The 24,551-nt window shown below is 36.8% G+C and carries 20 protein-coding genes and 1 pseudogene; 11 read left to right on the top strand and 10 right to left on the bottom strand.

Annotation, left to right across the window (positions count from 1 at the left end; translation table 11 throughout):
* Positions 1–22: 22 nt before the first annotated feature.
* A complete protein-coding gene (locus C4E06_RS06850; RefSeq protein ID WP_107667385.1) occupies positions 23–1,648 on the top strand; it encodes an NADP-dependent glyceraldehyde-3-phosphate dehydrogenase in 1,626 nt (541 codons plus the stop codon).
* Between the two features lie 84 nt (positions 1,649–1,732).
* On the opposite strand, the gene C4E06_RS06845 is transcribed toward C4E06_RS06850, so the two are convergent.
* A complete protein-coding gene (locus tag C4E06_RS06845) occupies positions 1,733–2,341 on the bottom strand; it encodes a hypothetical protein (RefSeq protein WP_107667410.1) in 609 nt (202 codons plus the stop codon).
* Between the two features lie 282 nt (positions 2,342–2,623).
* On the opposite strand from C4E06_RS06845, the gene C4E06_RS06840 reads away from it, so the two are divergent.
* Positions 2,624–3,280, top strand: a complete 657-nt coding sequence (locus C4E06_RS06840; protein ID WP_107667384.1) for a type IV pilin-like G/H family protein — start codon at positions 2,624–2,626, stop codon at positions 3,278–3,280.
* A 12-nt stretch (positions 3,281–3,292) separates the two neighbouring features.
* Here the strand turns inward: C4E06_RS06840 and C4E06_RS06835 are convergent, their stop codons facing one another.
* Complete coding sequence (locus C4E06_RS06835; RefSeq protein ID WP_107667383.1) at positions 3,293–4,639, bottom strand: glycosyltransferase family 39 protein; 1,347 nt, start codon at positions 4,637–4,639, stop codon at positions 3,293–3,295.
* A gap of 225 nt (positions 4,640–4,864) precedes the next feature.
* Here C4E06_RS06835 and C4E06_RS06830 point away from each other — a divergent pair, with 225 nt between their 5' ends.
* Positions 4,865–6,592 (top strand): alpha/beta hydrolase, encoded by a 1,728-nt coding sequence (locus tag C4E06_RS06830; RefSeq protein WP_107667382.1) that lies wholly within the window; start codon positions 4,865–4,867, stop codon positions 6,590–6,592.
* Positions 6,585–7,385: a precorrin-4 C(11)-methyltransferase gene (gene cobM, locus C4E06_RS06825; protein ID WP_107667381.1), complete on the top strand. Its 801-nt coding sequence runs from the start codon at positions 6,585–6,587 to the stop codon at positions 7,383–7,385. The genes C4E06_RS06830 and cobM overlap by 8 nt, the downstream gene beginning before the upstream one ends.
* 158 nt (positions 7,386–7,543) lie before the next feature.
* Here the strand turns inward: cobM and C4E06_RS06820 are convergent, their stop codons facing one another.
* The 5 genes from C4E06_RS06820 to cobN form a co-directional block, all read right to left on the bottom strand.
* Positions 7,544–8,401, bottom strand: coding sequence for a 3'(2'),5'-bisphosphate nucleotidase CysQ (locus tag C4E06_RS06820; RefSeq protein ID WP_107667380.1), 858 nt, complete (start codon positions 8,399–8,401; stop codon positions 7,544–7,546).
* 126 nt (positions 8,402–8,527) lie between these two features.
* On the bottom strand, positions 8,528–9,130 hold the full coding sequence (locus C4E06_RS06815; RefSeq protein WP_107667379.1) for a superoxide dismutase: 603 nt from the start codon (positions 9,128–9,130) through the stop codon (positions 8,528–8,530).
* A gap of 356 nt (positions 9,131–9,486) precedes the next feature.
* Positions 9,487–9,984, bottom strand: coding sequence for a TIGR00725 family protein (locus tag C4E06_RS06810; protein WP_198648385.1), 498 nt, complete (start codon positions 9,982–9,984; stop codon positions 9,487–9,489).
* A 2-nt stretch (positions 9,985–9,986) separates the two neighbouring features.
* Entirely contained in the window at positions 9,987–10,559 is a 573-nt protein-coding gene (locus tag C4E06_RS06805; RefSeq protein WP_107667377.1) for a Uma2 family endonuclease, read from the bottom strand.
* Positions 10,560–10,979: 420 nt separating this feature from the next.
* Positions 10,980–14,735, bottom strand: coding sequence for a cobaltochelatase subunit CobN (cobN, locus tag C4E06_RS06800; protein ID WP_107667376.1), 3,756 nt, complete (start codon positions 14,733–14,735; stop codon positions 10,980–10,982).
* A gap of 107 nt (positions 14,736–14,842) precedes the next feature.
* Here cobN and C4E06_RS06795 point away from each other — a divergent pair, with 107 nt between their 5' ends.
* From C4E06_RS06795 to C4E06_RS06765, 7 genes are all read left to right on the top strand, one after another.
* Positions 14,843–17,092, top strand: a complete 2,250-nt coding sequence (locus tag C4E06_RS06795) for an ATP-binding protein (RefSeq protein ID WP_107667375.1) — start codon at positions 14,843–14,845, stop codon at positions 17,090–17,092.
* Between the two features lie 32 nt (positions 17,093–17,124).
* Positions 17,125–17,793, top strand: coding sequence for an N-acetylmannosamine-6-phosphate 2-epimerase (locus C4E06_RS06790; protein WP_107667374.1), 669 nt, complete (start codon positions 17,125–17,127; stop codon positions 17,791–17,793).
* Positions 17,794–17,804: 11 nt separating this feature from the next.
* Complete coding sequence (locus C4E06_RS06785; protein WP_107667373.1) at positions 17,805–18,410, top strand: RDD family protein; 606 nt, start codon at positions 17,805–17,807, stop codon at positions 18,408–18,410.
* A 130-nt stretch (positions 18,411–18,540) separates the two neighbouring features.
* A complete protein-coding gene (gene cruF / locus C4E06_RS06780; RefSeq protein ID WP_107667372.1) occupies positions 18,541–19,431 on the top strand; it encodes a gamma-carotene 1'-hydroxylase CruF in 891 nt (296 codons plus the stop codon).
* Between the two features lie 13 nt (positions 19,432–19,444).
* A complete protein-coding gene (gene cruG / locus C4E06_RS06775; protein ID WP_107667371.1) occupies positions 19,445–20,656 on the top strand; it encodes a 2'-O-glycosyltransferase CruG in 1,212 nt (403 codons plus the stop codon).
* 28 nt (positions 20,657–20,684) lie between these two features.
* Entirely contained in the window at positions 20,685–21,620 is a 936-nt protein-coding gene (locus C4E06_RS06770; protein WP_107667370.1) for a DNA cytosine methyltransferase, read from the top strand.
* A gap of 53 nt (positions 21,621–21,673) precedes the next feature.
* Complete coding sequence (locus C4E06_RS06765) at positions 21,674–22,027, top strand: hypothetical protein (protein WP_107667369.1); 354 nt, start codon at positions 21,674–21,676, stop codon at positions 22,025–22,027.
* Between the two features lie 52 nt (positions 22,028–22,079).
* On the opposite strand, the gene galE is transcribed toward C4E06_RS06765, so the two are convergent.
* The 3 genes and pseudogenes from galE to C4E06_RS28650 all read right to left on the bottom strand — a co-directional run.
* On the bottom strand, positions 22,080–23,081 hold the full coding sequence (gene galE / locus C4E06_RS06760; protein WP_107667368.1) for a UDP-glucose 4-epimerase GalE: 1,002 nt from the start codon (positions 23,079–23,081) through the stop codon (positions 22,080–22,082).
* Between the two features lie 99 nt (positions 23,082–23,180).
* Positions 23,181–24,080, bottom strand: coding sequence for a sulfotransferase (locus C4E06_RS06755; protein WP_107667367.1), 900 nt, complete (start codon positions 24,078–24,080; stop codon positions 23,181–23,183).
* Between the two features lie 179 nt (positions 24,081–24,259).
* Positions 24,260–24,551, bottom strand: a pseudogene (locus tag C4E06_RS28650) (glycosyltransferase family 2 protein); the annotation flags it as partial.

The raw sequence follows: 24,551 nt of genomic DNA, 5'->3' as shown, positions 1-24,551 counted from the left end.
ACTTTTTTGGATCGCATTAACCATGAATATTACCAGCAAAATTCAAAACATTTTCCCTTCCCTTGATTCTATTCCCAGTGAATTTCAACTCAATCATGTCATTAACCAAACAGAATATTTAGTGAATGGAAAATTGGAAACTTGGGAAGGAGACACAGAAGAAAGTCTTTCTCCCATTTACCTAAAAACAGAACAAGAATTAACCCGTAAAACCATTGGAAAATTTCCATCCCTCAACCAAGAAGCCGCCTTATCTGCCCTAGAAGCCGCCGTTACAGCCTATAATAACGGTCGAGGAAAATGGCCAACCATGTCAGTGGGTCAACGGATTGAATGTGTCCAAGAATTTGCCTATCGCATGAAAGAAAAGCGCAGCCTGGTTGTGAAGTTATTAATGTGGGAAATTGGCAAATCTTACACCGATTCTTGTAAAGAATTTGACCGTACGGTTAACTATATTCAAGACACCATTGATGCTTTAAAAAATCTCGATCGCGTTTCCTCTCGTTTTGAAATTTCACAAGGGGTTATTGGCCAAATTCGTCGCGCTCCTTTAGGGGTAGTGCTAAGTATGGGACCGGCTAATTATCCCTTAAATGAAACCTTTACCACCTTAATTCCTGCCTTAATTATGGGCAATACTGTTATTGTTAAAGCCCCACGGCCTGGTGTGTTATTAAATTATCCTTTATTAGAAGCATTTAAAGACTCTTTTCCCCCAGGGGTGGTTAATACCGTTTATGGTAAAGGAAGAACCATTACGCCACCCTTAATGGAATCCGGAAAAATCGATGCTTTAGCCTTTATTGGTAGCAGCCACGCAGCCAATAATCTCAAAAAACAACATCCAAAATCCCATCGCTTGCGTTCTATTTTAGGATTAGAAGCCAAAAATCCAGGGATTGTTTTACCCCACGCTGACTTAGATTTAACGGTCAAAGAATGTATTTTAGGAACCCTTTCTTATAATGGACAACGTTGTACTGCCATTAAAATTATTTTTGTGCATCGGTCCGTCATTGATACATTTTTAGACAAGTTTACCGCAGCCGTTAGTCAGCTTAAATTTGGAATGCCTTGGGAGGACGATGTTTTCTTAACCCCCATTGCAGAACCGGGTAAACCCGACTACCTTCAAGAATTAGTAGAAGACGCAAAAAATCACGGTGCAGAAGTCATTAACGAAGGGGGTGGCACTATTAATGAAACCTTCTTTTATCCCGCTATTCTCTACCCTGTTAATGAGAAAATGAAAATCTATTCCGTTGAGCAATTTGGTCCGGTGGTTCCCATTGTTCCCTTTGACGATATCGAAACCCCTATCAACTATTTGGTTAATTCTGATTATGGTCAACAAGTGAGCATTTTTGGACAAAATACAGAAGCCATTTCTCAATTGGTTGATCCATTAGTCAATCAAGTTTGTCGCGTTAACCTCAATAGTCAATGTCAACGGGGACCCGATACCTTTCCCTTTACCGGCAGAAAAGACTCAGCAGAAGGAACCTTATCGGTGCATGATGCGCTGCGAGCCTTTTCTATTCGCACCCTAGTCGCCGCTAAAGAACTTCCTCTTAATAAGCGACTGATCACCGAAATTGTTAGAGAGCATCAGTCTAACTTTCTCTCAACAGATTTTATTCTCTAAGTTCTGGGGGTTTAAAATGGGGCGATCGCGTTTGAGGTTGGTTCACGTCAGTTGATGCGATCGCCTTTAACCCTTAATCGATGTTTAATTCGAGGTAGCGGCTTGTGCCTCATCAGCAAAGGGAACATCCACAAAGCCTAATTCATACAATTGTTGATAAGATTTTTTACCTAAATCGGTGGTAGGATTTTGAGAACGGATGATCTGCACTAACAGAGGAACGGCCAATTCCGGTTGATCTTGGGCCCGATGGACTAAGGCTAACTGATAGGTAGCGGTGTCTCTCATTTCCCCTGTTTTCAACGCACTGGCCCGTTGAGCATCATAAACCTCGGTATTAATACCAGAAAAGCTATTAGCCAGTTGTAGATGAAAGTTGGATAACTGGTTAAAGACTTTACGAGCTTGTTGCAATTTATTAACCGCTAAGTCATAATTTTCTTGGTTAATGGCTTCGGTGGCTTCATTCATTAATTTTTCTCCTCCCTGTAAACTCAAGAGACTATCTCCTTGAGTCAGAGGGCGGAGATTATTGGGATCAGACGGATCATCGTCAGGCACTTCTGTGGCTTCTGGCATACCCTCCTGGGCGACTATTTGGGCAGAAACAGAGCTTAATGCACCCATCCCTAGAACAGAAGAAATGGCAATTATACTAGGTAAACTAAGGCTAAAAAGGCGAGATTTTAACATGATATGACTAAATAAAACAAAAAGATAAAAGGAGACTTTGAGCAATCTGTGAGATATCTTAACATTTGTGGGAAACTTCGGTTCACCAACATCCTAATTAAGACGAGAGAGTTAATTTTATGTTTTCTCGAATATTGAGCAGAAATTAAACAAAAAAATCTTCAATTCTGAATTTTTTTCATAGGAGGAGCAACTACGATCGCTTTAAAGTCATATGATATCAAATAGGATGAATCTGGGTATCTTGTAGGAGAAGGTCTCTATTCTCTACTGTTTCCTCTGATGTCCCACTCCAACTTATATCCCCAAAACTTATCCTCTCGATATCCCCCTGATCAACCCTGCTCACAAGGACTATTGACTCAAGTCTTAAAAAATACGCTACGTCTCTTGCCTCAGCGCTCACAAAATAAAGGCTTTACCTTAATTGAATTATTAGTGGTTATTATTATTTTGGGGGTTTTGAGTGCCATCGCCCTACCCCAAATGTTACAAATTATTGGACGCAGTAGAGAATCAGAAGCCAGAAGTTTGATAGGGGCAATGAATCGCGCTCAACAGGCTTATTTTAATGAAAAAGCTACCTTTGCTCGAAGTGCTGTAGAGTTAGAGGTTCCCGTTGGTAACGAAAAATATTACCTTGTATTTGTGGATTCTAATAATGATTTCACCCAGGGCGGTTTACAAGGAGCCAAGGGGATAGATAATGCAACAAATGGAACCCGCGATTATTCTGCAGCAGTGAGTTATGATCCGATTGAGAGAACTTATAAAACTGTTGTTTGTCGTTCCATTTCTCAGGCTAGTAACTATCAAATTAATCGTTTACGATCGCAAGATACCACACTTGGAACAGGAAGAGTTGGTGGTGTAATTGGAGGAACAAATGCTCAATGTGTTCAAAGTGCCGGAGTCGAAACAGTCGAAGAATTGAGATAACTAGACTCTTGATTAGAAATAAACATTATTACCTGTCCAATAAGGGGAACTAATGACTAACAGTAAACTGACATACATTCCCCAGAGTAAAACGGTAATAAATTGAGGATTCCGTCGAATAATTAAAGCTGAAGTGACAGCCCAAGTCAAAGCGATCGCCATTAAAGTTAAGATTAAGAGAAAGCGATCAGATAGTAAGGTAAAATCAAACGGAAAATTAAAAAAAATACCAAGGTTAATGATACTAATGACTCCCGATAAGCTTAAGAGAATCACTGGCCAGGATTGAGGATAAGGGCGATCGCCAGGCCAGTTATTGACTTCACTTAACATCACGCCACTAGCCAAAGCTACAGCAGGATAAAACGGCAAAAGATAACTCATTGTATCCAAAGGAAGAATAAAGATAATTCCTCCATAAAAACCACCCCAAACCAGGATTAATTTAGCCCATCCCCAGTTGAGAGATTGACAAGCTAATCGGACACCATAAATCGCAAAAATTAGCCAGGGCCAAGAATATTTAATAATAGCCAAAGGATAATCAGTCAAAGAGACAAAAAAGTTATGCCAACCCCTCTGTAATGAGTGCAAAAAAATTTCATTTAAAAAAGGTTGTCCATAAACTAACCATTCCATCCAATACCAGGTTAAAGCCGGTAATACCCCAAGACTAACCCCTACCCAAAAATAGACAGAACTTAACAGTCTAGGGGTATCCCAAGCCAAAAAAATGATTAATAAAACGGTCATTAAACAGCCAATTAACCCTTGGGTCAAGAATAACCCACTTAAACTTAAACCAACCCCTAAAGACCAACGAAAATCACGACGCGATCGCAATACACATAACAGGGTCAGAATTGACCAAAACAGGACAATTCCGTCTAACATCGCTAAACGGCCCCAACGGACCACGGGAAAGAGCATTAAGTAAACTAAAGCACTCAACACAGCCGGTCGCCAGAGGACAAAAATGTCTCGTGCTACGGCGTACAATAATGGCACAGAGACGGCAGCAAATATCGCTCCTATGAAACGAAGACTTCCTGGGGTAATCTCGTCTTTAACACCAGCTAGGGTCAATAAAAATAAGCCTAAAACGGGATGCTGATGATAGGGTTGACCTGCCAAGGTAGGAAACAGCCAGTCTCCTGATAAAAAGGACTTTTGTGCTGTTTCTTGAACCAATTGGCCAATAATGCGTTCTGAGTCTAATAAGGGGGAACTATCGAGGTTAGAGCCTAACAAAATAAGTGCCATGGCCAATAAACCGACCCAAGAACCCAGACTACGCCAAGTCTCACTATGGGGATGTAACGATTTTAAGGGATGCCAAGTAAATGTTTTCGAGTTCATAGGGACGGGAATAGGTTATCAATATAATTTAAAGATAGGTTACTTTTAGTCACTGTTATTGAGGAAGTGCAAGAGGATGAAACCCTAACCCCACTCTATAAAAATCTTAATCTACTCCTTCAAAAACTGCACTGTCAATTTTGAAAAATCTTAATCCCTAGACGAGAAAACAGAATGCTATATTAAAGTACCTATAGATTAAGGCGATGGCCTCTGTCAAAAAAGATGTTTGGTTTTATTGCTTCTTTTAAGTGTGTTTTTAATAAAAAGGTAAAGTATTTTACCTTAGCAACCCTTGCAGCGAGTTTAGTGGTTTTGCCTGTCTATGCACAATCAAGACTAACAAGACTTGTTTTCATTTATCCTCCTCTTAATTTATCCTTGGGGATTGATTCATTAGAACTGTTTGCCAAGGAAGGATTGGTAAATAATGAGTTAGCCTTTTATATGAATTTAGCAGGGGTCAATGAAGCGCAAAAAGAAGCCTTTCGACAAGCATTATTGAAAAAAGCCGATCTCGACCCAGTAGAAGTCTCCCGTTTCTTCAATACGCCTATGGGAGAAGAACTGTTAACCCGTGTGGGTAAGTTATTTTCTATTCAAGGGGGACGCAATGGTAAATATGCCATGAGAGGGGCAATGGTTCAAGCTGCTTTTGACGAAAAAGAAGGATTAACCTTGCTTAATTTTCTCCGTCATTTAGCGGTTAATATGCAGTTTAACCTCTTAGAAGTGTTTGAAGCCGCCAGTCTCCTCGAACGTTTGGGAGAGGGAACCAATGCTATTGTTGCTGAAATGAAAGTATTATCTTCTCAACAAGCACAACTGGAGACGGTTCCTGATTTTTCTACACTAGGAGATATTCGCCAACAAGGAAGTTATGGGGTTGCTCCCACCCGTCAACTTCGATTATTCGATGAAAGTCGTCAACGGGAGTTTAATCTGTTGTTGGTGCAACCACAACGATGGCGAGAAGGCAAAACCCCTGTTGTTATCTTGTCTCATGGGTTGGCTTCTCGTCCAGAAGATTTTGAACAACGGGCTAAACAGTTGGCTTCTTATGGTTTTGTGGTGGCGTTACCTCAACATCCCGGTAGCGATTTTAATCAGTTACAAGCAATGTTACAAGGCTTTTCTCGGGAGGTTTTTAAAGTTAATGAATTTATTGATCGTCCAAAAGATGTTAGTTATGTTATCGATGAATTAGAAAGAAGAAATAGCAGAGAATTTGGAGGAAGATTAGACTTAAATAATGTGGGGGTGATGGGTCATTCTTTTGGGGGATATAATGCCCTAGCGGTTGCCGGTGCTTCTCTAAATTTTGCTACTTTAGAAGAGACTTGTAATCAAGATATTTGGGGACCTAATCTTTCTTTACTATTACAATGTCGGGCGTTAGAATTACCTCGAAAAGACTATAATTTTCGAGATGAACGAGTCACTTCTGTTTTGGTGATTAATCCTGTCACTAGCGCGGTTTTTGGGGCTGAAGGCCTCTCTAATGTGACCATTCCTGTTATGTTAGGGGCTGGAAGTAGTGATCCGGCAACCCCTGCGGCCATTGAACAATTAAAAGCGTTTGTTTGGATTAATACGGATGATAAATATTTTGTCTTAGTGGAAGGACAGGCCCATGTTAACTTTTCTCAATTGGATGGTCAAATGCAAGCGGTATTAGATTCTTTACCGGATTTGAAGTTGCCTAAACAGCAAATTCTTGACACCTATGGCAATGCTTTATTAGTGGCTTTTGCTGAAGTTCATACGGCTAAGAATGAGAAATATCGTTCTTTTTTAACGGCTAGTTATGGTAATTATATTAGTCGACAACCTAATCCGATGTATCTCGTAGGAAATGAGGCCGAATTTCCCTTAAGTGAGTTATTTAATAGTAGAAGAACTTCAAGAATTCCAGCTATTTATCCCCGTAATTTTATTCCTAATCATGACTAATTTAAACCCTTGTGTCTATTTTATTGGTGCTGGCCCCGGTGATCCAGACTTATTAACGTTAAAAGCGTACAAAATTATTAGCCAAGCTGATGTTATTTTGTACGCTGATTCTTTGGTTCCTAAACAAGTTTTAAAAGATGTTCGTGATGATTGTGATTTAATTCCGACAGGGAATAAAACCCTAGAAGATATTATGAAAATAATGATCCATCGGGTCAAAAATAATCAATCTGTCGTCCGTCTTCATTCAGGAGATTTAACGCTGTATAGTGCCATTCATGAACAAATTTCGATTCTTTTAAAAGAAAATATTGACTTTGAATTAATACCAGGAATTAGTGCATTTCAAGCAGCAGCAGCGAAAATAGGGGCAGAATTGACCATTCCTGATTTAGTTCAGACCATTATTTTAACCCGTGTTAGTGGTAGTGCCTCTCAAGTTCCTGATGCTGAAAAATTAGAAAGTTTAGCAGCCCATCAGGCCAGTTTATGTTTATATTTAGCTGCCCGTCATGTGAAAAAGTCTCAAGAAAAATTACTACAATATTATCCTTCTCATACCCCTGTTGCTATTTGTTTTCGTATTGGTTGGCCGGATGAAAAAATACACATTGTTCCTTTAGAAAAAATGGCAGAAGTGACAGAAGCAGAAAACTTAATTAGAACCACTTTATATTTAATTAGTCCAGCTTTAAATACGCAACAAAATTATCGTTCTCAACTTTATCATCCTCAACATAGTCATTTATTTAGACCAAAGGAAACAGGGAATAGGCAGGGGTTCTCCCCCTAACCAAAGGGGGAGTTAGAGGGGGTGGCAAGGGTTCTCCCCCTCACAAAAGGGGGAGTTAGAGGGGGTGGCAAACGGAAGGTGGGCAATTAAAAAGCCGAGAAACCTCATAGAGAAACTATTTTAGATATTGCCCACCCTACGGATAATTTAATTATTAATTATTGGTTATCAATTTTAGCTAAAAGTTCGGTGGCTTTTTGACACAATTCTTCGTGACAATGACCATTACTGGCGATTAAACACCCCCATTGACGCACATCTCCCCGATTATAAATGAGGGGATCGCCGTTTTCATGGGTAAATTTTCCTCCTGCTTCGGTTAAGATTAATTCAGGTGCTGCAAAGTCCCAATCTTTGGCCGCAGATTTACCAGAAAGAGAGATATAAATATCGGAAGTTTTTTCTAATAACGTGGAAATTTTCCCCCCAACACTGCCCATATAAATGCGATCTTTTAAGGGTAACGCTTCAATTAAAGCTTGAAAGCGATCGTCTCTATGGGTCCGACTCACCACTAAATATAAATCTTCTAATTTATTGCGTTCTGATACTTTAATAGGGGTAATTTTACCGTCTTTGGTTTCAACAAAAGTACCATGTCCTTTACTCGCATAATAAATTTTTTGCGCTTCAGGAATAGCAACGACGGCCACCACTGGACGGCCTTGATATGCTAGGGCTATATGTAAGGCATATTCACCGGTTTTATCGATAAAATCTCTGGTTCCATCAAGGGGATCAATAATCCAAACCCAGTCTTGAGGAATGGGTTCACTTCCTTTATGGGTTTCTTCACTCAAATAACCAAATTGATCTTCATGAAAAACCGCCTTTAATTTTTCTAAAATGTAACGATTGGCAGCAAGATCAGCAGCAGTTACCGGCCCATCTTTTTTATCTTCGTTAACCTTTAAATCCCCTTCTCCTCGATAATAGGAACTGAGGATATTAGCAGCCCCCCAACCCACAGAGCGGGCAATCACTTCGATTTCTTCTAATTTTTGGGTTTGTGTCATGGTTGAATTAATCCCTTGCTGGTTACACTGTTTTTAATTTTAGGTCAGTTATGGCCGTTATTAACAATAAAAATAGGGATAGTTATTTGCTATCCCTAAACTGATAAAAGTTGTTAACAGGTAAACTTAGGAAGCTTTAGACATATTGTCAGCAACAAAGTCCCAGTTAATTAAGTTATTAATAAACGTATCAATGTAACCAGGACGGCTATTTTGATAGTCTAAATAATAGGCGTGTTCCCAGACATCCATGGTTAATAAGGGGGTTTGTCCGGAAGTGATGGGGTTTTCTGCGTTGAGGGTTTTAACTACTTTTAAAGTGCCATTATCAAGCACTAACCAAGCCCAACCGCTACCAAATTGAGTTGCACCTGCATTTTTAAATTCTTCAACAAATTTGTCAAAGCTACCAAAATCAGCGTTAATTTTATCAGCTAAGGCACCAGTGGGTTGACCACCGCCACCGGGTTTCATACAATTCCAATAGAAAGAGTGATTCCACGCTTGGGCAGCATTGTTAAATAAACCTTGTTTAGAAGCATCACCAGCGATCGCTTTAATAACTTCTTCAATGGGTTTAGAATCATGATCTGTGCCTTCTACGGCTGCATTGTACTTGCTCACGTAGGAAGCATGGTGCTTATCGTGGTGGAATTCTAAGGTACTCTTACTAATGTGAGGCTCTAATGCAGTATAGTCGTAAGGTAATTTAGGTAGTTCGTATCCCATAAGTATTCTATCCTCTATCGATTGCTGCGATGGATCTTGATTAAGTTTGCAAGATTATGACCTAAACTTGCCAGATTAAGGGCAGTTTTGAGTCATTGCAATAAAACTTAACACTTAAATTTTAACTTAAAAGGTGACGGAATCCAAATCAAATAAATCTGTTTGGTTGGTTGGTGGATTTTTAGAAAGGTTGGGTTAAATGCACCTTAAGAACCACACACTGTCTTATTGTTTATATGAAAGACATATGACGTCAAGTCACCTTCGCCCTCAGATTTTATCATTAATCGAAGGCCTATTTATCCACACTTTAAAATATTCTATCCTTTGAATTAAGTATATATACCTCAATGATTTTACTTTGCATTTTTGAGTAGATTATGTATTCGTTTAATTGTTTCCTGAATATCCACTGCTACAAAAGTTAAGTTAGGAGATAAATTTTTAAATAATTGTTGACTTTCTGGATGGCCACTTAATAAAATAACGGGTTTTTTATTCTTCAATGCTAAAGCGATTTCTGATATAGTTCCTAACCCTATTCCACAGGCAACAATAACATCAGAAGATAAAACATTGATATTATTTCTAGCGTTTCCTACATCAGTTAGAATGGCAACATCAACAGCATCAGAAATATTATTCGTATGGTTGGATGGTAAGATACCGATAGTTAATCCTCCTGCTTCTTTTGCCCCTTTATTGGCTGCATCCATTACCCCAACATTACTCCCTCCTGTTAATAATATCCAGCCTTCTTGTGCGATTAATTTTCCTAACTCGTAGGCGTTTTTAATGTCTATTTCTGTTGCTGAGTCTCCAGGACCCATGACTCCAATCATAATTTTTCTCATCATTAGGTTAACCCAGGAACTTTACGATAGATAGCTTCAATTGAACCACGATAATTAATACTAAAAAATTCTACTTCATCCCCTACTTGATATATTTTTTCTGTCCAGTTTCCTGACTGATTACGATAATAATATTCAATTTTCATTTCATTTTGATGAATAAGAATATACTCTTTTAAAGTGGGACAAGTTTGATAATCACTGAATTTTTGACCTCGATCAAATGCTTCTGTTGATTTTGATAACACTTCTATTAAAAGCATAGGATAAAGAATAAAATCATCGGTGTTATTAATTTCCCTTTCATCACAAACAACGGCAATATCTGGATAATAATAACAATTTGCCTCTTCTAACCTAACCTTAATATCTGAATTTAAAACAAGACAGGGACTATCTGTAAGATGAATATTCAATAAGGTTGTTAAATTTGCACCTAAAACAATATGAGGCTTTTTTGCCCCTACCATCGCATAAACTTGTCCCTTTCGGTATTCATGTTTGATAGGACTTACTCTTTCTCCTTCTAAATAGGTTTCTGGAGAGATATAAAAGTATTGATTATTTGTTACCATGATCTATGTTTTAATATTGACTATTCCTTGAGTACCCATCTACATTAATTGTACTCTATATTTATTATATCTATGACAAGATCAGTGAGGGCTTAATATTATAAAAGTACATAAGCTGTAGGGTGGGCAATATCAAGAAAAAGCTGACAAAATCTTTCAGAAACTATTGTAGATATTGCCCACCTCACGTCTCCTTATATACAGACTTAAAGTAATAAAAAATAATAGTAACTCTAAAATTTATCTGGATCAACTTCGTAATTCTAATCAAGCTGATAATCAATTAAAACAATTACTATAGCAGCACAAAGAAAGATTATAAAAGGACTGTAAGGTGGACAGTGCATCGGCCTACGTGGTTTTGTTTGTTAATAATATCTTTTTTTATGGGCTTAATATTATGAAGCCCCTACATAAGCTTTATTTTTCCTCAATTTTTCCTTCTGCATGATGCACAATATTCCTTAATTTATCGATGGTATTACTATCAACATCTTGCCATAACCCTCGTTGATTTGCTTCTAATAATCTTTCGGCCATATCTCGCAATGCCCAAGGGTTTTTGTCTTGAATAAATTGTTGTATTGTCTCATCAAATAAGTAGGCTTCTGCGACTCCTTGATACATAAAATCTTCCACACAGTTTGCTGTTGCATCGTAAGCAAATAAATAATCGACGGTTGCTGACATTTCAAACGCCCCTTTATAACCATGTCTCATTACTCCTTTTATCCATTTGGGGTTAACAACACGAGAACGATAAACCCTTGCAATTTCTTCTTTTAATCGTCTCACTTTCGGATTAGCAGCAATAGCATTATCGCCAAAATAAGTCTCAGGATTATTCCCCGTCAACCCTTTCACCGCAACGGTTAAGCCTCCTTGAAACTGATAATAATCATCGGAATCTAAGAGATCATGTTCTCGATTATCTTGGTTATGTAAGACAATTTGTAACTGTTTTAAGCGTTTTTCAAATACTTCTGGAACCCCGTGACCTACTCCATTTTGATCATAAGCGTAACAACTCCAATTAATGTAAGCTTTGGCTAAATCTTGCTCATTTTCCCAATTTTGTGCTTCAATTAATCCTTGTAAACCAGCCCCATAAGACCCAGGTTTTGACCCAAAAATTCGATAACCTGACTTCAATTTTGCTTGTTCTTCTGTTAACCCTTGTTGTCGCCAAAATGTCTCTTCTTCTTGTACTTTTGCTGCTAAGGGATTGATACTTTTTGATTCTGGGAGACTTGACACATCTTTGATCACTTTGTATAGTAGTTGTAGTAGGTTGGGGAAACTATCTCTAAAAAATCCCGATACCCGTATCGTCACATCCACACGGGGTCGCCCTAACACTGATGGTTTAAGGATTTCATAATCAACCACCCGACGAGATAAGCCATCCCAGATCGGTTGTACTCCTAATAAGGCTAACACCTGGGCAATATCGTCTCCTCCGGTTCGCATGGTAGAGGTTCCCCAGATGGAAATGGCGAGGGTTTGGGGGTATTCTCCATTATCTTGAGTATAACGTTCAATGAGGGCTTCTGCTGCCTTTCTGCCCACATCCCAAGCAGTTTGGGTGGGTATCGCGCGGATATCCACAGAATAGAAGTTACGTCCGGTGGGTAGAACATCTGGTCTACCTCTGGTGGGTGCGCCAGATGCACCACTAGGAACATAATTTCCGTTTAGACCTCTCAATAAGTTAGTGATTTCTTGGGGGGTTTGATAGAGTTTGGGGAGTAAAAAAGTTTTGAGCCAATTTAGCTCTTTTTGGGTATAAGGTAAGTGATTAAATTGTTCAATATTATCACTATTAATTATACTTTCAACTAGGGTTTGTGCATAGATTTCTAAGACTTCGATAACATCCCCAATGATACGACATTGTTTTAAGTTTAAAGTAATTTCTTTGGGGATTACTTGAGACAAGTTTGAACAAGAAAAAGATTGCTCTAAGTTATCCGTTAAAGGATTGATATCTAAGTTAAAATCTGTCGCCATTGCTGTAATTAATCCCATTCTATCGAAACTAGGATAACGGGTAATAGAGATAATTAAATCCCGTAATTGTGTATTTTGGGGACAAGTTCCTAAGATATGTAAACCGTCTCTTATTTGTGCTTCTTTTAGTTCACATAAATAACCATCTGCAAGGGTTAGAAATTGAGATAAACTATCATTATTTATGTCATTGATACCTAAGTCTTGATTTAAGTTGGTTTCTGTGACTAATTTTGTAATGCGATCGCCGATTATTTTTAACCGTTTAGGATCTAAGGTTTGGGCTTCGTAATATTCATCAATTAAGGTTTCTAATTGTTGTAAATCACCATATAATTCTGCTCGAGTTAAGGGGGGTGTTAAATGGTCTAAAATAATAGCATGGGAACGACGTTTTGCCTGGGAACCTTCCCCCGGATCATTAACAATAAAAGGATAAAAATTAGGGATACTTTCTAATGCTATTTCTGGATAACAAGTTGATGATAATGCCAAACTTTTTCCGGGTAACCATTCTAAGTTACCATGTTTTCCGACATGGATAATAGCAGATGCTTGAAAATGATGTTTTAACCAATAATAATAAGCTAAATAATGAGGAGTGGGTTCTAAGTCAGGTGCATGATAGTTTAAACTAGGGTCAAAATCATAGCCTCTAGAGGGTTGAATCCCAATAAAAATATTGCCTAATTGAATACCAGAAATGGGATAAGAAGTAACCTTATTTAAGGCTTCGATATGACTCCAACGCTGTTGAATTTGTTGTTGAGTTTCTAAGGGTAAAGTTTGGAAATATTGTTCATATTCTGAACAAGAAAGAGATTGATTAATGGGACGAATTTCTTGACTTTCAGGATCATTAGTGATACCTTTAGTTAACTGTTGTATCAGTTCATCTCCTGTTTTTGGAATATCTTGAATGGTGTAACCTTCTTGTTGTAATGCTTGTAGAATTTTGATACAACTTTCAGGGGTATCTAAACCCACACCATTGGCTATTCTGCCATCTTTATTCGGATAATTAGCTAAAATTAAAGCAATTTTTCTTTCGTGAATAGGGGTATTTTGCAGCTTAATAAAATTAGCTGTTAATTCAGTTACAAAATTGATTCTATCTGATGCCGGTTCATAAACAATCACATCAGTTTCTAACTTTTCATTCCAGGTTTTTACTGACTTAAAAGAAACAGCTCGAGTGATAATTTTACCATCCACTTCGGGTAAAGCAACATTCATGGCCACATCCCTAGGATTTAATCCTTGAAAGCTATTTTCCCACTGTTCAACTGTTCCACTACTTAAGATAACTTGTAAAATAGGAATATCTAAGGTTTGCCATAAAGTGCTACAAGTATTATCATCAATTTTACCTAAGGAGAAACTGGTTGTATTTAAGATTAATTGTATTGGATGCTTAGAATAAGATTGACAATAATGAATTAATTGATTTTGAATATCAGGATCACGTAAAGAAGAAACAAAAATAGGTATGGTATTTATTTTTTTATCTAATAAACTTTGACATAGAGCATCAATGGGGTGTAAATTTCCTGCCAAATAATGAGAACGATAAAAGAGAATAAGAGCGTTAGGAAAAATATTATTATTGTCTACATTATTCTGATAAATACCAAAATCAGGAACAATATTCGGTTCAACAGGATTATAATTAGTCTGCCAACAAATATCCGAGATAAATTTTAAGCCATTCAGCCAATTTTCTTGTCCTCCTTGGCTTAAATAACGCCATAATTTATGACTGTGAGAAAAAGTAACAGTCGAATGACTCATTAAAGTTTCATCTAAGTGGTCATCCCCCGGTAAAATAAAGAGAGTAATATCATTTAATTCAGCAATTTCTTTAATTACTTCTAACCCATAGGGCCAATAAGATTGACCCCCCAATAACCTTAAAATAATTACTTTAGCATTACATAATACTGTGTCAGCATAAGTATCAATACTCAATTGTTGTTGTAATTGTAAAATATTGGTTGCCCGTATTTTCGGGAAATGATCGCCTAAAAAAGGTAAACAAGCAGCTAAACTTTGAATATCCGTATCCGCCGCGCTTAAAAAGACGATAGGTGCTGAATTTTGTTCAATAAAAATAACACCCTCTTGTTGAGCATTCCAACCTCCAGGGGTAGCCGCTATTCGGTGCATTAAAACTCCTTAACATTTAAATAAAATGAAGTTTCAGGATAGGATAGGACAATGGAGAGATTCTATTTAAGGATTATGTCTCTTTTTTTCTAGCCTTCTCCAATGTAATGAATTCTATTTCAAAATCTATTTTACGTCGAACTTTACCTATCAGTATATTTGAGGAACTTTGTTCTCTGTGGCGAGAGCTAGTGGAGATTGAAGGTTCTAGAGCAATATTACTGAACGATTCCATCATTTCTTCAGAAATAGGAAATGTTTCTGAGATTTTGGGAGCTAAAACTTTTTATCTGCTGTTATCATCCCAGTTATGTGCTTTATTACAAGGCACTCTCAACGCCTCATCCTTATCTTATCAGGTTACCATTACTTGTGAACCCCAAGCGATCGCCGAGTTTACCCATAGGTTACAGCAGCACCTCGATCCTAACTCTCCTTGGCACGATCGCTTAGCTCCCTATAATTGTGTTCATTTACCCCCATTCAACCCCCTACAATCTCATTTTAACGGTCGCTTATGGAATATTTTAGTCCCTGAATTCTCCGAGACTTCAGAAGTGATGTATGAAGGACTTAGGGTGTGCCAACCGGTTGAAGAGGCGTTACGTCAACAAGTAGCCCAAGAAAGACTCTTAAATCAAGTGGTGGGTCAAATTCGTCAAAGTTTAGAATTATCAGCTATTTTAGAAACAGCGGTTAGGGAATTACGCAGTTTTTTACAGGTTGATCGTTTAGTTATTTATGAATTTAAAGAAAAAACGTCCAGTTTAGTCACCTACGAGTCACGGGTTTCTCAAAGTATTCCTTCTTTATTAAATGTTGTTGCAGAAGACACTTGTTTTACCAATATTCCTCAATATAAACATAAATATCGTCAAGGGCAAATTGTGGCCATTGACGATGTAGAAATGAGATACGCAGCTTCTTTATGTCTCAGTGGATTTCTTGAAAAATATTGGGTCCTTTCTAAATTAATTGCTCCCATTGTCGTCAATGGTAAATTATGGGGATTATTAGTGGCTCATCAATGCTTTAAAAAACGACAATGGTTAGAGAGTGAAAAAGCATTTTTAGGACAAATAGGGGAACATTTAGCGGTTGCTATTTATCAGGCCCAATTATATGCTCAAGTACAAGAACAAAAAAATACCTTTGAACAGCGAGTCATAGAAAGAACTCAAGAACTTAGAGATACTTTAGTGGCTTCTCAAGCAGCGAATCATTCTAAAAGTGAATTTTTAGGGAATATGAGTCATGAATTACGAACGCCCTTAACTTGTATTATTGGCTTATCAGGAACTTTATTACATTGGTCACAAGAAAGCACAAACTTACCCTTAGATAAACAACAAAAGTATTTACAAACCATTCAAAATAGTGGTAAGCATTTGTTAGATATGATCAATGAAATTCTCGAATATTCTAACTTACAATCAGGAAAGTATGTGTTAGCGGTTCGAGAATTTTCTTTAACCAAAGTCGCTAAAAATGTTATCCAAAGAGTCAGTGATGAAGCGGAACATCGTCGCATTAGTTTAGAACTCGATTTACAAATTAATGAGCAAGAAGATAGCTTTTATGCTGATGCAGAAAGGGTTCAACAAATTCTTTACCATTTACTGAATAATGCTTTAAAATTCACCCCTGAAAATGGGACAGTTACCTTAAGAGTTTGGCGAGAAAAAAATGAGGTTTCTCTAGAAGTAGAAGACACAGGAATAGGGATAAAAGAAGAACAAATTCCGTTATTATTTGAGTCATTTCAACAGTTAGAAAATTCTCGAAGACGGATGTATGGAGGAACAGGATTAGGATTAGCTTTAACGAAACAATTAGTAGAACTTCACGGAGGAACTATTGAAGTTGAATCTATTGTTAGTCAAGGGTCTAGTTTTATTGTCAGACTTCCTAATCAGCCTCAAAATCAATACAAATCTTTAAATCATTTAGACAAGAATAGAGCATTATTTACTAAAAATAAAACGATTATTTTAGTCGAAAGTAATGAAGAAATTGCTACTTTGATCGGGGAATTATTAACCGCAGCAAACTATCATTTTATCTGGTTAATGGATGGAGCCAAAGTTATTAAAAAATTGCAATTATTGGAACCATCAGCCGTTATTTTAGATCAAGATTTATCAGAGGTATTAAAAATCAATGAATCCTTAAAACAATTGCCAGAAACTCAAGGGACTAAAGTGTTAGTATTAAGAGATGAAATAACCTCAAAAGAATGGACGGAAATTTCTCAAATGGGAATTGATGACTATTTAATCAAACCCATTCAGCCTAATCTTTTACTTAAGCGAGTTAATGCTTTAATCTTTAGTAATAATGACTCGGAAAATGAGTAATTACTCATCAGTTATTAGTTTAATTTTGCCTTATGATTATACCAAAATCCAGCTTAATTGTTTCTTGTCAAGCACCGGTTGACTCTCCATTATTTGACCCTAAAATTATTGCTGCTATGGCCAAAGCGGCCGTTAATCAAGGGGCAAAAGGGATAAGAATTAATACCCCGAATCATGTTAAACAAGTGAGACAAGAATTACCCAATATTCCTCTTATTGGGCTGTGGAAACAGGACTATTCAGGGTATGATATTTATATTACGCCCTGTTATCATGATGCCGTTGCCATCGCTGAGGCCGGGGCTGATATTATTGCCATTGATGGAACCTTAAGAAACCGTCCCCAAGGAGAAACATTAGCGGATTTAATTAACAATATTCACCAAAAATTAGGAAAATTAGTGATGGCTGATGTAGACACCATAGAAAATGCGATCGCTTCAGCCCAAGCAGGGGCAGATTTTGTGGGAACCACTCTTTATGGCTATACTAAAGAAACTGAAAATTTCCAGCCACCAGGGTTTTCATTATTAGAAGAAATGAGTCAAAAATTAACCGTTCCTATTATTGCAGAGGGAGGAATTTCTACTCCAGAAGATGCCAAAAAAGCCTTGAATTATGGGGCTTATTCTGTTGTTGTGGGAACGGCCATTACAGGGATTGATTTAAAAGTAAAAGCCTTTCAAGGGATGTTTAAATAAGCAAAAAATATATGTATTCTAATCAATTACCACCCAGTGATCGACGCTTTCCTAAAGTTCCTCTTGATCGTCGTGCTTATGCTTTTTTATTAGACTTTGTAACAGTATGGTTTCTGAGTTCTTTTTTTCAAGGATTGGTTAAAGACCTAGTATTTTTAGGAATTTGGCTAATTTTACGAATCATTATTGTGGGAAAAAATAAAGGACAAAGTTTAGGGAGTTGGGCGTTTGATATTAAAGTAATTGACCTTCGATTTTTAAGGATTCCCGGTTTACAAGCATTAGCTAAACGAGAAGCCATTTTAGGATTTGCTGCTATGTTAGCTATGGTGGGATTAAATATCAATTTTAAAAATGGATTATCGATGTTAATCTTTATTACCCCTTTAATTATCGATTGTGGGATTGCTATCGGAGATGAAGAATATAATCAAGCGTTTCATGATAGAGTAGGCAACACCATTGTTATTCAAACCGAAAGGGGCTTTTCCTTAGATTTACGCTTAAAGAAATTATGGAAAATTATCAAAGCAAAAATACAAAGTCGTCAAAATAAACGAAAGAATTATCAAGATGATGACTATGATGATTACGACGACTACAATGATCGATATTAAACCAGTTATCAGTGACCAGTCTTAAATCATAACTCCGAACACCGAACCCCGAACCCCAAGGAAAACTATTATCTTTTTTTATAAAGTTTTGTAAACTAGAATTTAACCCACAGACTATCGATAAAAACTCATGAATACCCTTATGCGCGTAGAACGCATTCTTGTCATCGGCCACATTTTCTCTATGGCTTTTGGTTTAGCAGGATTATTGTTAGTGTTGCCTAATCCTGATTTTGTTGCCAGTTTACCCCCCATTGGTAAAACTGCCTTTGCTTGGTCCATGGCCGGCGGTGGTGTGATGTATATGTTGTTAGGAATGGCGGCCGTAACCGTCTATGCTTATCGGACCCTTGGGGTGTGGCATTGGTTAGGCTTTATGTTACCGGCTTTAGCCATTTCCCTAACCAGTGAATTACTCGGAACCAGTACCGGGTTCCCCTTTGGTCACTATCGCTATTTAACAGGATTAGGTTATAAAATTGCCGGGTTAGTTCCCTTTACCATCCCCTTATCTTGGTTCTATTTAGGATTTAGTGCTTATTTAATTGCCCGCGCCGGATTAAATAATAAAATTTCTCAAAATTGGCTTAAAATAGTCGCTTCTATAGTCCTTGGTTCCATTTTCTTAACGGCTTGGGATTTTGTTTTAGATCCCGCCATGAGTCAAACCACCATGCCATTTTGGGTTTGGGATCAACCGGGGGCATTTTTTGGAATGCCTTATCAAAATTTTGCCGGTTGGTTCGGTACCGGGGCAATCTTTATGACGGTTGCTACCTTAATTTGGAAAGTTAAACCCTTGAATTTTCCTCAACATAACTTAGGACTACCTTTCGCCATCTATGTCAGCAATTTTGCTTTTGCCATGATTATGAGTTTAGCGGCCGGAATTTATATTCCAGTTTTGTTAGGGTTAATAGTTGGTTTAATTCCTGTCTTGGTATTGTATCGTCTCGCTGATACCCCAACAGAGGCTGATATTCCTGAAAATCTCGTCAAGGTGTCTTTTAATAATGGATAATTGACAATGGATTATGGATCACGGAGTGTCTATTTTGTTGAATGATACGGTTATCGGCCTTATTTCTCTGTCTGTGTTACTGTCTCAAGGAACAGCAACCCTTATTTTGTTGTCTCGTCTGCTCAAAGGGGCTAAGCGTCGCCCCCCCTTAAAACCCCAATTACCTGATCCTGAAATGTTGGGTAACGTGAGTGTGGTCGTTCCTACCCTCAATGAAGCAGAACGAATTACGCCTTGTTTACAAGGGTTAGGACAACAAAGTTATGAAGTTCGAGAAATTATTGTCGTTGATAGTCATTCTCAAGATGGAACCCAAGAATTGGTAAAAACCGCAGGATTACACGATCCCCGTTTTCGCCTGATCACCGATGATCCTTTGCCTTCGGGATGGGTTGGCCGTCCCTGGGCCCTCCATAATGGATTTTTAAACACTTCTCCTCGCAGTCAATGGGTATTGGGCATTGATGCCGATACCCAACCCCAACCGGGGTTAGTGGCGAGTTTAGTGAAAGCGGCCGAGGAAGAGGGTTATGATATGGTCTCGTTATCCCCTCAGTTTATCCTCAAAGATGCCGGAGAGTGGTGGTTACAACCTGCTTTATTAATGACCTTATTGTATCGGTTTGATTCGGCTGGCGTGAGAAACCAAACCCCCGATCGGGTGATGGCCAATGGTCAATGTTTCTTGTCTCGTCGTTCTGTTTTAGAAGCATTGGACGGATATAGCTGCGCTGCTGGTTCTTTTTGTGATGATGTCACTCTGGCCCGTGAAGCCGCTAAACAGGGCTTTAAGGTGGGTTTTTTAGACGGTAAGAACCTGATTCGGGTGAGGATGTACGAAGGGATCACAGAAACCTGGAACGAATGGGGGCGATCGCTGGATCTTAAAGATGCTGCTTCGACTCCTCAAGTTTGGGGTGATTTAGCTTTATTATTATTGACTCAAGGGTTACCTTTATTTTTGTTAATTATTTTTGTTGGTTTTTGGTTCGTTGGTTATAGTTTCCTGAGTTTAGAATTGGCGATCGCTTTAAATCTTATTTTAGTTATTATTCGGTTTGCGTTACTGTTTGCTGTTTTTCCTTCCTATTACAAAGATAAGTCTTCGCTAGGCAAATCATTATTCTTTTGGTTATCGCCTTTAGCTGATCCTTTAGCGGTTTTAAGAATCTTTTTATCCTCTTTACAAACACCGAAACAATGGCGAGGTAGAAGCTATAGATAGATAGAGTATGTAATTAAGTTTGTTATACATGAAAGTAATTGATTTATTTGCAGGATGTGGTGGACTCTCATTAGGATTTCAAAATGCAGGATATACCATACTTGCTGCTTGCGATAACTGGGAACCTGCTGTTAATGTTTATGGCAAAAATTTTAAACATCCAATTTATCGATGGGATCTCAGTGACTATGAATTATATTTAGAAAAGTTTAAAAGTTTAAATCCTGATTTAATTATGGGAGGGCCTCCTTGTCAAGATTTTTCAAGCGCAGGAAAACGTGATGAAAATTTAGGCAGAGGCGATTTAACCATTGCTTTTGCTCAAATTATAACCTATATTTTACCTAAAGTTTTTGTCTTAGAAAATGTAGGGCGTTTTAACAAAACTAATAAATATATAGAAACTAAAAATATTTTAAAACAATCAGGATATGGAATCACAGAAAAAATTTTAGACGCTAGTTTATGCGGTGTTCCTCAAAAAAGGAAGCGTTTTTTTTGGATAGGAATTTATCAAGGAGAAGATAAGGAACTGATTCCCTACTTAGAAAAAAATCTATCTAAAAAATCCATGACAGTTAGAGACTATTTAGGGGATAGTTTGGGAATAGATTATTATTATAGACATCCTAGAAGTTATAAAAGACGGGGAATTTTTAGTATTGACGAACCTAGTCCAACTATACGAGGTGTTAATCGACCAATTCCTAAAACCTATCAAAAACATCCTGGTGATGTTGTTCCTTTATCCTCAAATGTTCGTCCTCTAACCACTCAGGAAAGAAGTTATCTTCAAACCTTTCCTAATAACTTTATTTGGGAAGGTTCAAAAACAAATTTAGAACAAATGATAGGTAATGCAGTCCCTGTTAGATTAGCTGAATATGTAGCTAATGCTATTCTTGATTATTTTGCTACATCCAATATTATCCAAGTTCAACAGTTATGCTTACCTATATTTTGAGATTATGTAGGAAGTGATAAAAGAAATCAACTTATATATACATATAGGTATCTATGAGCAAAAAAAAATATGTCATTTTAACAACAGTAGCTGTTATCGGATCGTGGTTTGCAAGAGGCGTATACGATGACTTAAAGTTTTATAATGGTTATTGTCACGTAATTAATGGGACTGAGGAAGATAAAATAATTGAGCTTACTTTTCCTTCGGGAGAATCAACAAAGGCAAACATACAGCCTAGAAATTTGACGACTTTTGCTGTTTCAAATACAGGGGAAGGTTCTATTGCTGTTAAGTCCGATGGCCAGGAGATTGGAAACGTTGGATATGTAACGAGCTTTAACCCTCCGATAATAATTGTAGTTATGGATAATAAAATAGTCTTTCAGTATCTACCTAGACCTTAAATTTAATAACTAAACTTACCCATATGTTTCAGTTAAATTATTCAATTATTAATTACTCAATATGTCTTTTTTGATGCCATTTCCAAGCGTGGGAAAGAATATCTTCTAAACTAGAATATTGAGGATTCCAGCCTAAAACTTTAGTAGCTTTTTCGCCACTTCCTACTAAAATAGGGGGATCACCTGGACGGCGATCGCCAATTTTAACATTAATGTCTTTTTGGGTTACTTTTATCGCGGTATCAATGACTTCTTGAATCGAGAATCCGTTACCATTTCCTAAGTTAAAAACATCAGATTTTCCGCCTTGTCGTAAATAGTTTAATCCTAAAAGATGAGCTTGAGCAATATCAAGAACATGAATATAATCACGGATACAAGTCCCATCAGGAGTCGGATAATCTGTGCCAAAAATGGAAATAAATTTCCGTTTTTCTAAGGCGGTGAAAAGCACTAAAGGAATTAAATGGGGTTCAGGATCATGATCTTCCCCTAATAACCCGTCTGGATGCGCTCCAGCTGCGTTAAAATAGCGGAAACAAACATAGTTTAAGTCATAAGCTTTTGAGAAATCTTGTAAGATTTGTTCTACCATTAATTTACTAGCACCATAAGGATTAATGGGGTTTTGGGGATGTTTTTCTGTTATGGGAGAAAATTGAGCAACTCCATAGGTAGCACAAGTAGAAGAAAAGACTAATTTATTAATAGAAGCTGCTTTCATCGCCTCTAATAAAGTGAGGGTATTAGCAACATTATTACGGTAATATTTTTGAGGTTCTTTAATCGATTCTCCCACATAAGCAAAGGCTGCGAAGTGCATAACCGCATCAATAGAATACCGTTTAAATAGATCATCAAGTAGGGAGCGATCGCCAAGATCACCTACTATTAATTCTACTTTTAAAACCGTTTCCACTAAATCTTGATGACCATAGATTAAGTTATCGAGAATAATCACATCATAACCCGCTTTTTTGAGGGCTAAAACAGCATGAGAACCGATATATCCGGCTCCTCCTGTTACTAAAATTTGACTTTGATTAGATGACATAATTGTTGTTTGAATTGAGTATTAGTATTGAGTCAGATTATAAAATTTATATTATCTTTATATCATAAAGATTTGAAAAAAGCTCGATCTCCCGCTATTTTAAAGAGAATCTACTGAGGACTGAGGTAAAGATAAATCGGATATATTTTGCTGATTCTGAGATTGCCACTCAATCAACTTTCTGCCCATGACTTTTTCAATATTTTCTACATCTAAATATAATAAATTCCAAATTATTTCTTTATAATTTTCAGAAATAACTGGACGCTGATCTATTTTTTTATTGGTTAAATTACGTATATTTCGGTAAGCCCAAGTCTTAAAATTATTAGGAAGTAAATTTTTAATTAATTGGAAACTTTGATTACTTTTGATTTGATCAATAATGATATTTTCTTTTGATTTTCCCACAGAAATATTAGCATGAATTATTTTGTTTTCCTTTTGAAAAGGATAGTCAATAGATAAAAAATCAGCAATTCTTTGGCATACTGTAGCTTGATTATTGATAAATTCCTCGAAAGTCAATAGTAAAACTTGTTCATGACCAAATTTTTCTAAATAGGGTCTAATTTGCAGATAATATCTTGTTCTATTAATATAAGAAGGATCTTTAAAAATACTGTTTTCCAAAGCTTCTGATGTATATCCTCGCAAATACATATGCATCCAATGAGAAACTATCCTATCTACAGGATCTCTCATAATATAAATTAGTTTTAAATTAGGATTAAATTTATAAAGGGAATTCCAGATATCTTGATTGAATTCAGGATAACAGGTATAAGTAGTCGAGGCTTCTCCACAAATTTGGTGATTTTTAGGAGAATAAAGGGCGCGATAGTTATTAAGATTAGTCTCCCAATTAGGATTTTTACTAAAAAAATGTGGTTCTTTTTCGTGACAAAAATAAACATCAGGATGTTGAGATAAAATCTGACTTAGAGTTGTCGTGCCACTTTTCATCGCTCCAATAATCATAAAATCAACAAAGGACATAATTTTTATATAAATAACTTTTTAAGGGAAAATCTTCTTGTTTGTTATTATAAAATAAAATAGGTGAAACTTAAACGTCAATATTTTTCTAGGAGAGTGAAGAATACAATCTCGTTTTACTAATAGTAGATAAAAAGAAGGAATAGAGAATATACTAGGTACTCTAACTTATAGACATTTCATGGGTTAATTTTTTGTTTAGTAGACTTAATATTATGTTGATTTATTCTTAGAATTTCTTTCAAATCAACTTTAGTATTTTTGATTATATTTGTTGACATTAAATTTCCATGCGTAAGTGATGATGGTTCATTTTTTAAATGATAATAAATTAGTTTCCAAAAATTAACTCTCAGAAAATCTAATAATGATATTATATTGCTCCAGCTTTTAGTTAAACTGAAATAACTAGATTTTTGTCTCTCAGTAATAACCTTAAAATTATTTGACACAAAATTTAGAATTATGCAA

It is taken from the genome of Cyanothece sp. BG0011, assembly GCF_003013815.1.
GTDB lineage: Bacteria > Cyanobacteriota > Cyanobacteriia > Cyanobacteriales > Microcystaceae > Crocosphaera.
This window is presented reverse-complemented; position numbering and strand designations above follow the sequence as displayed.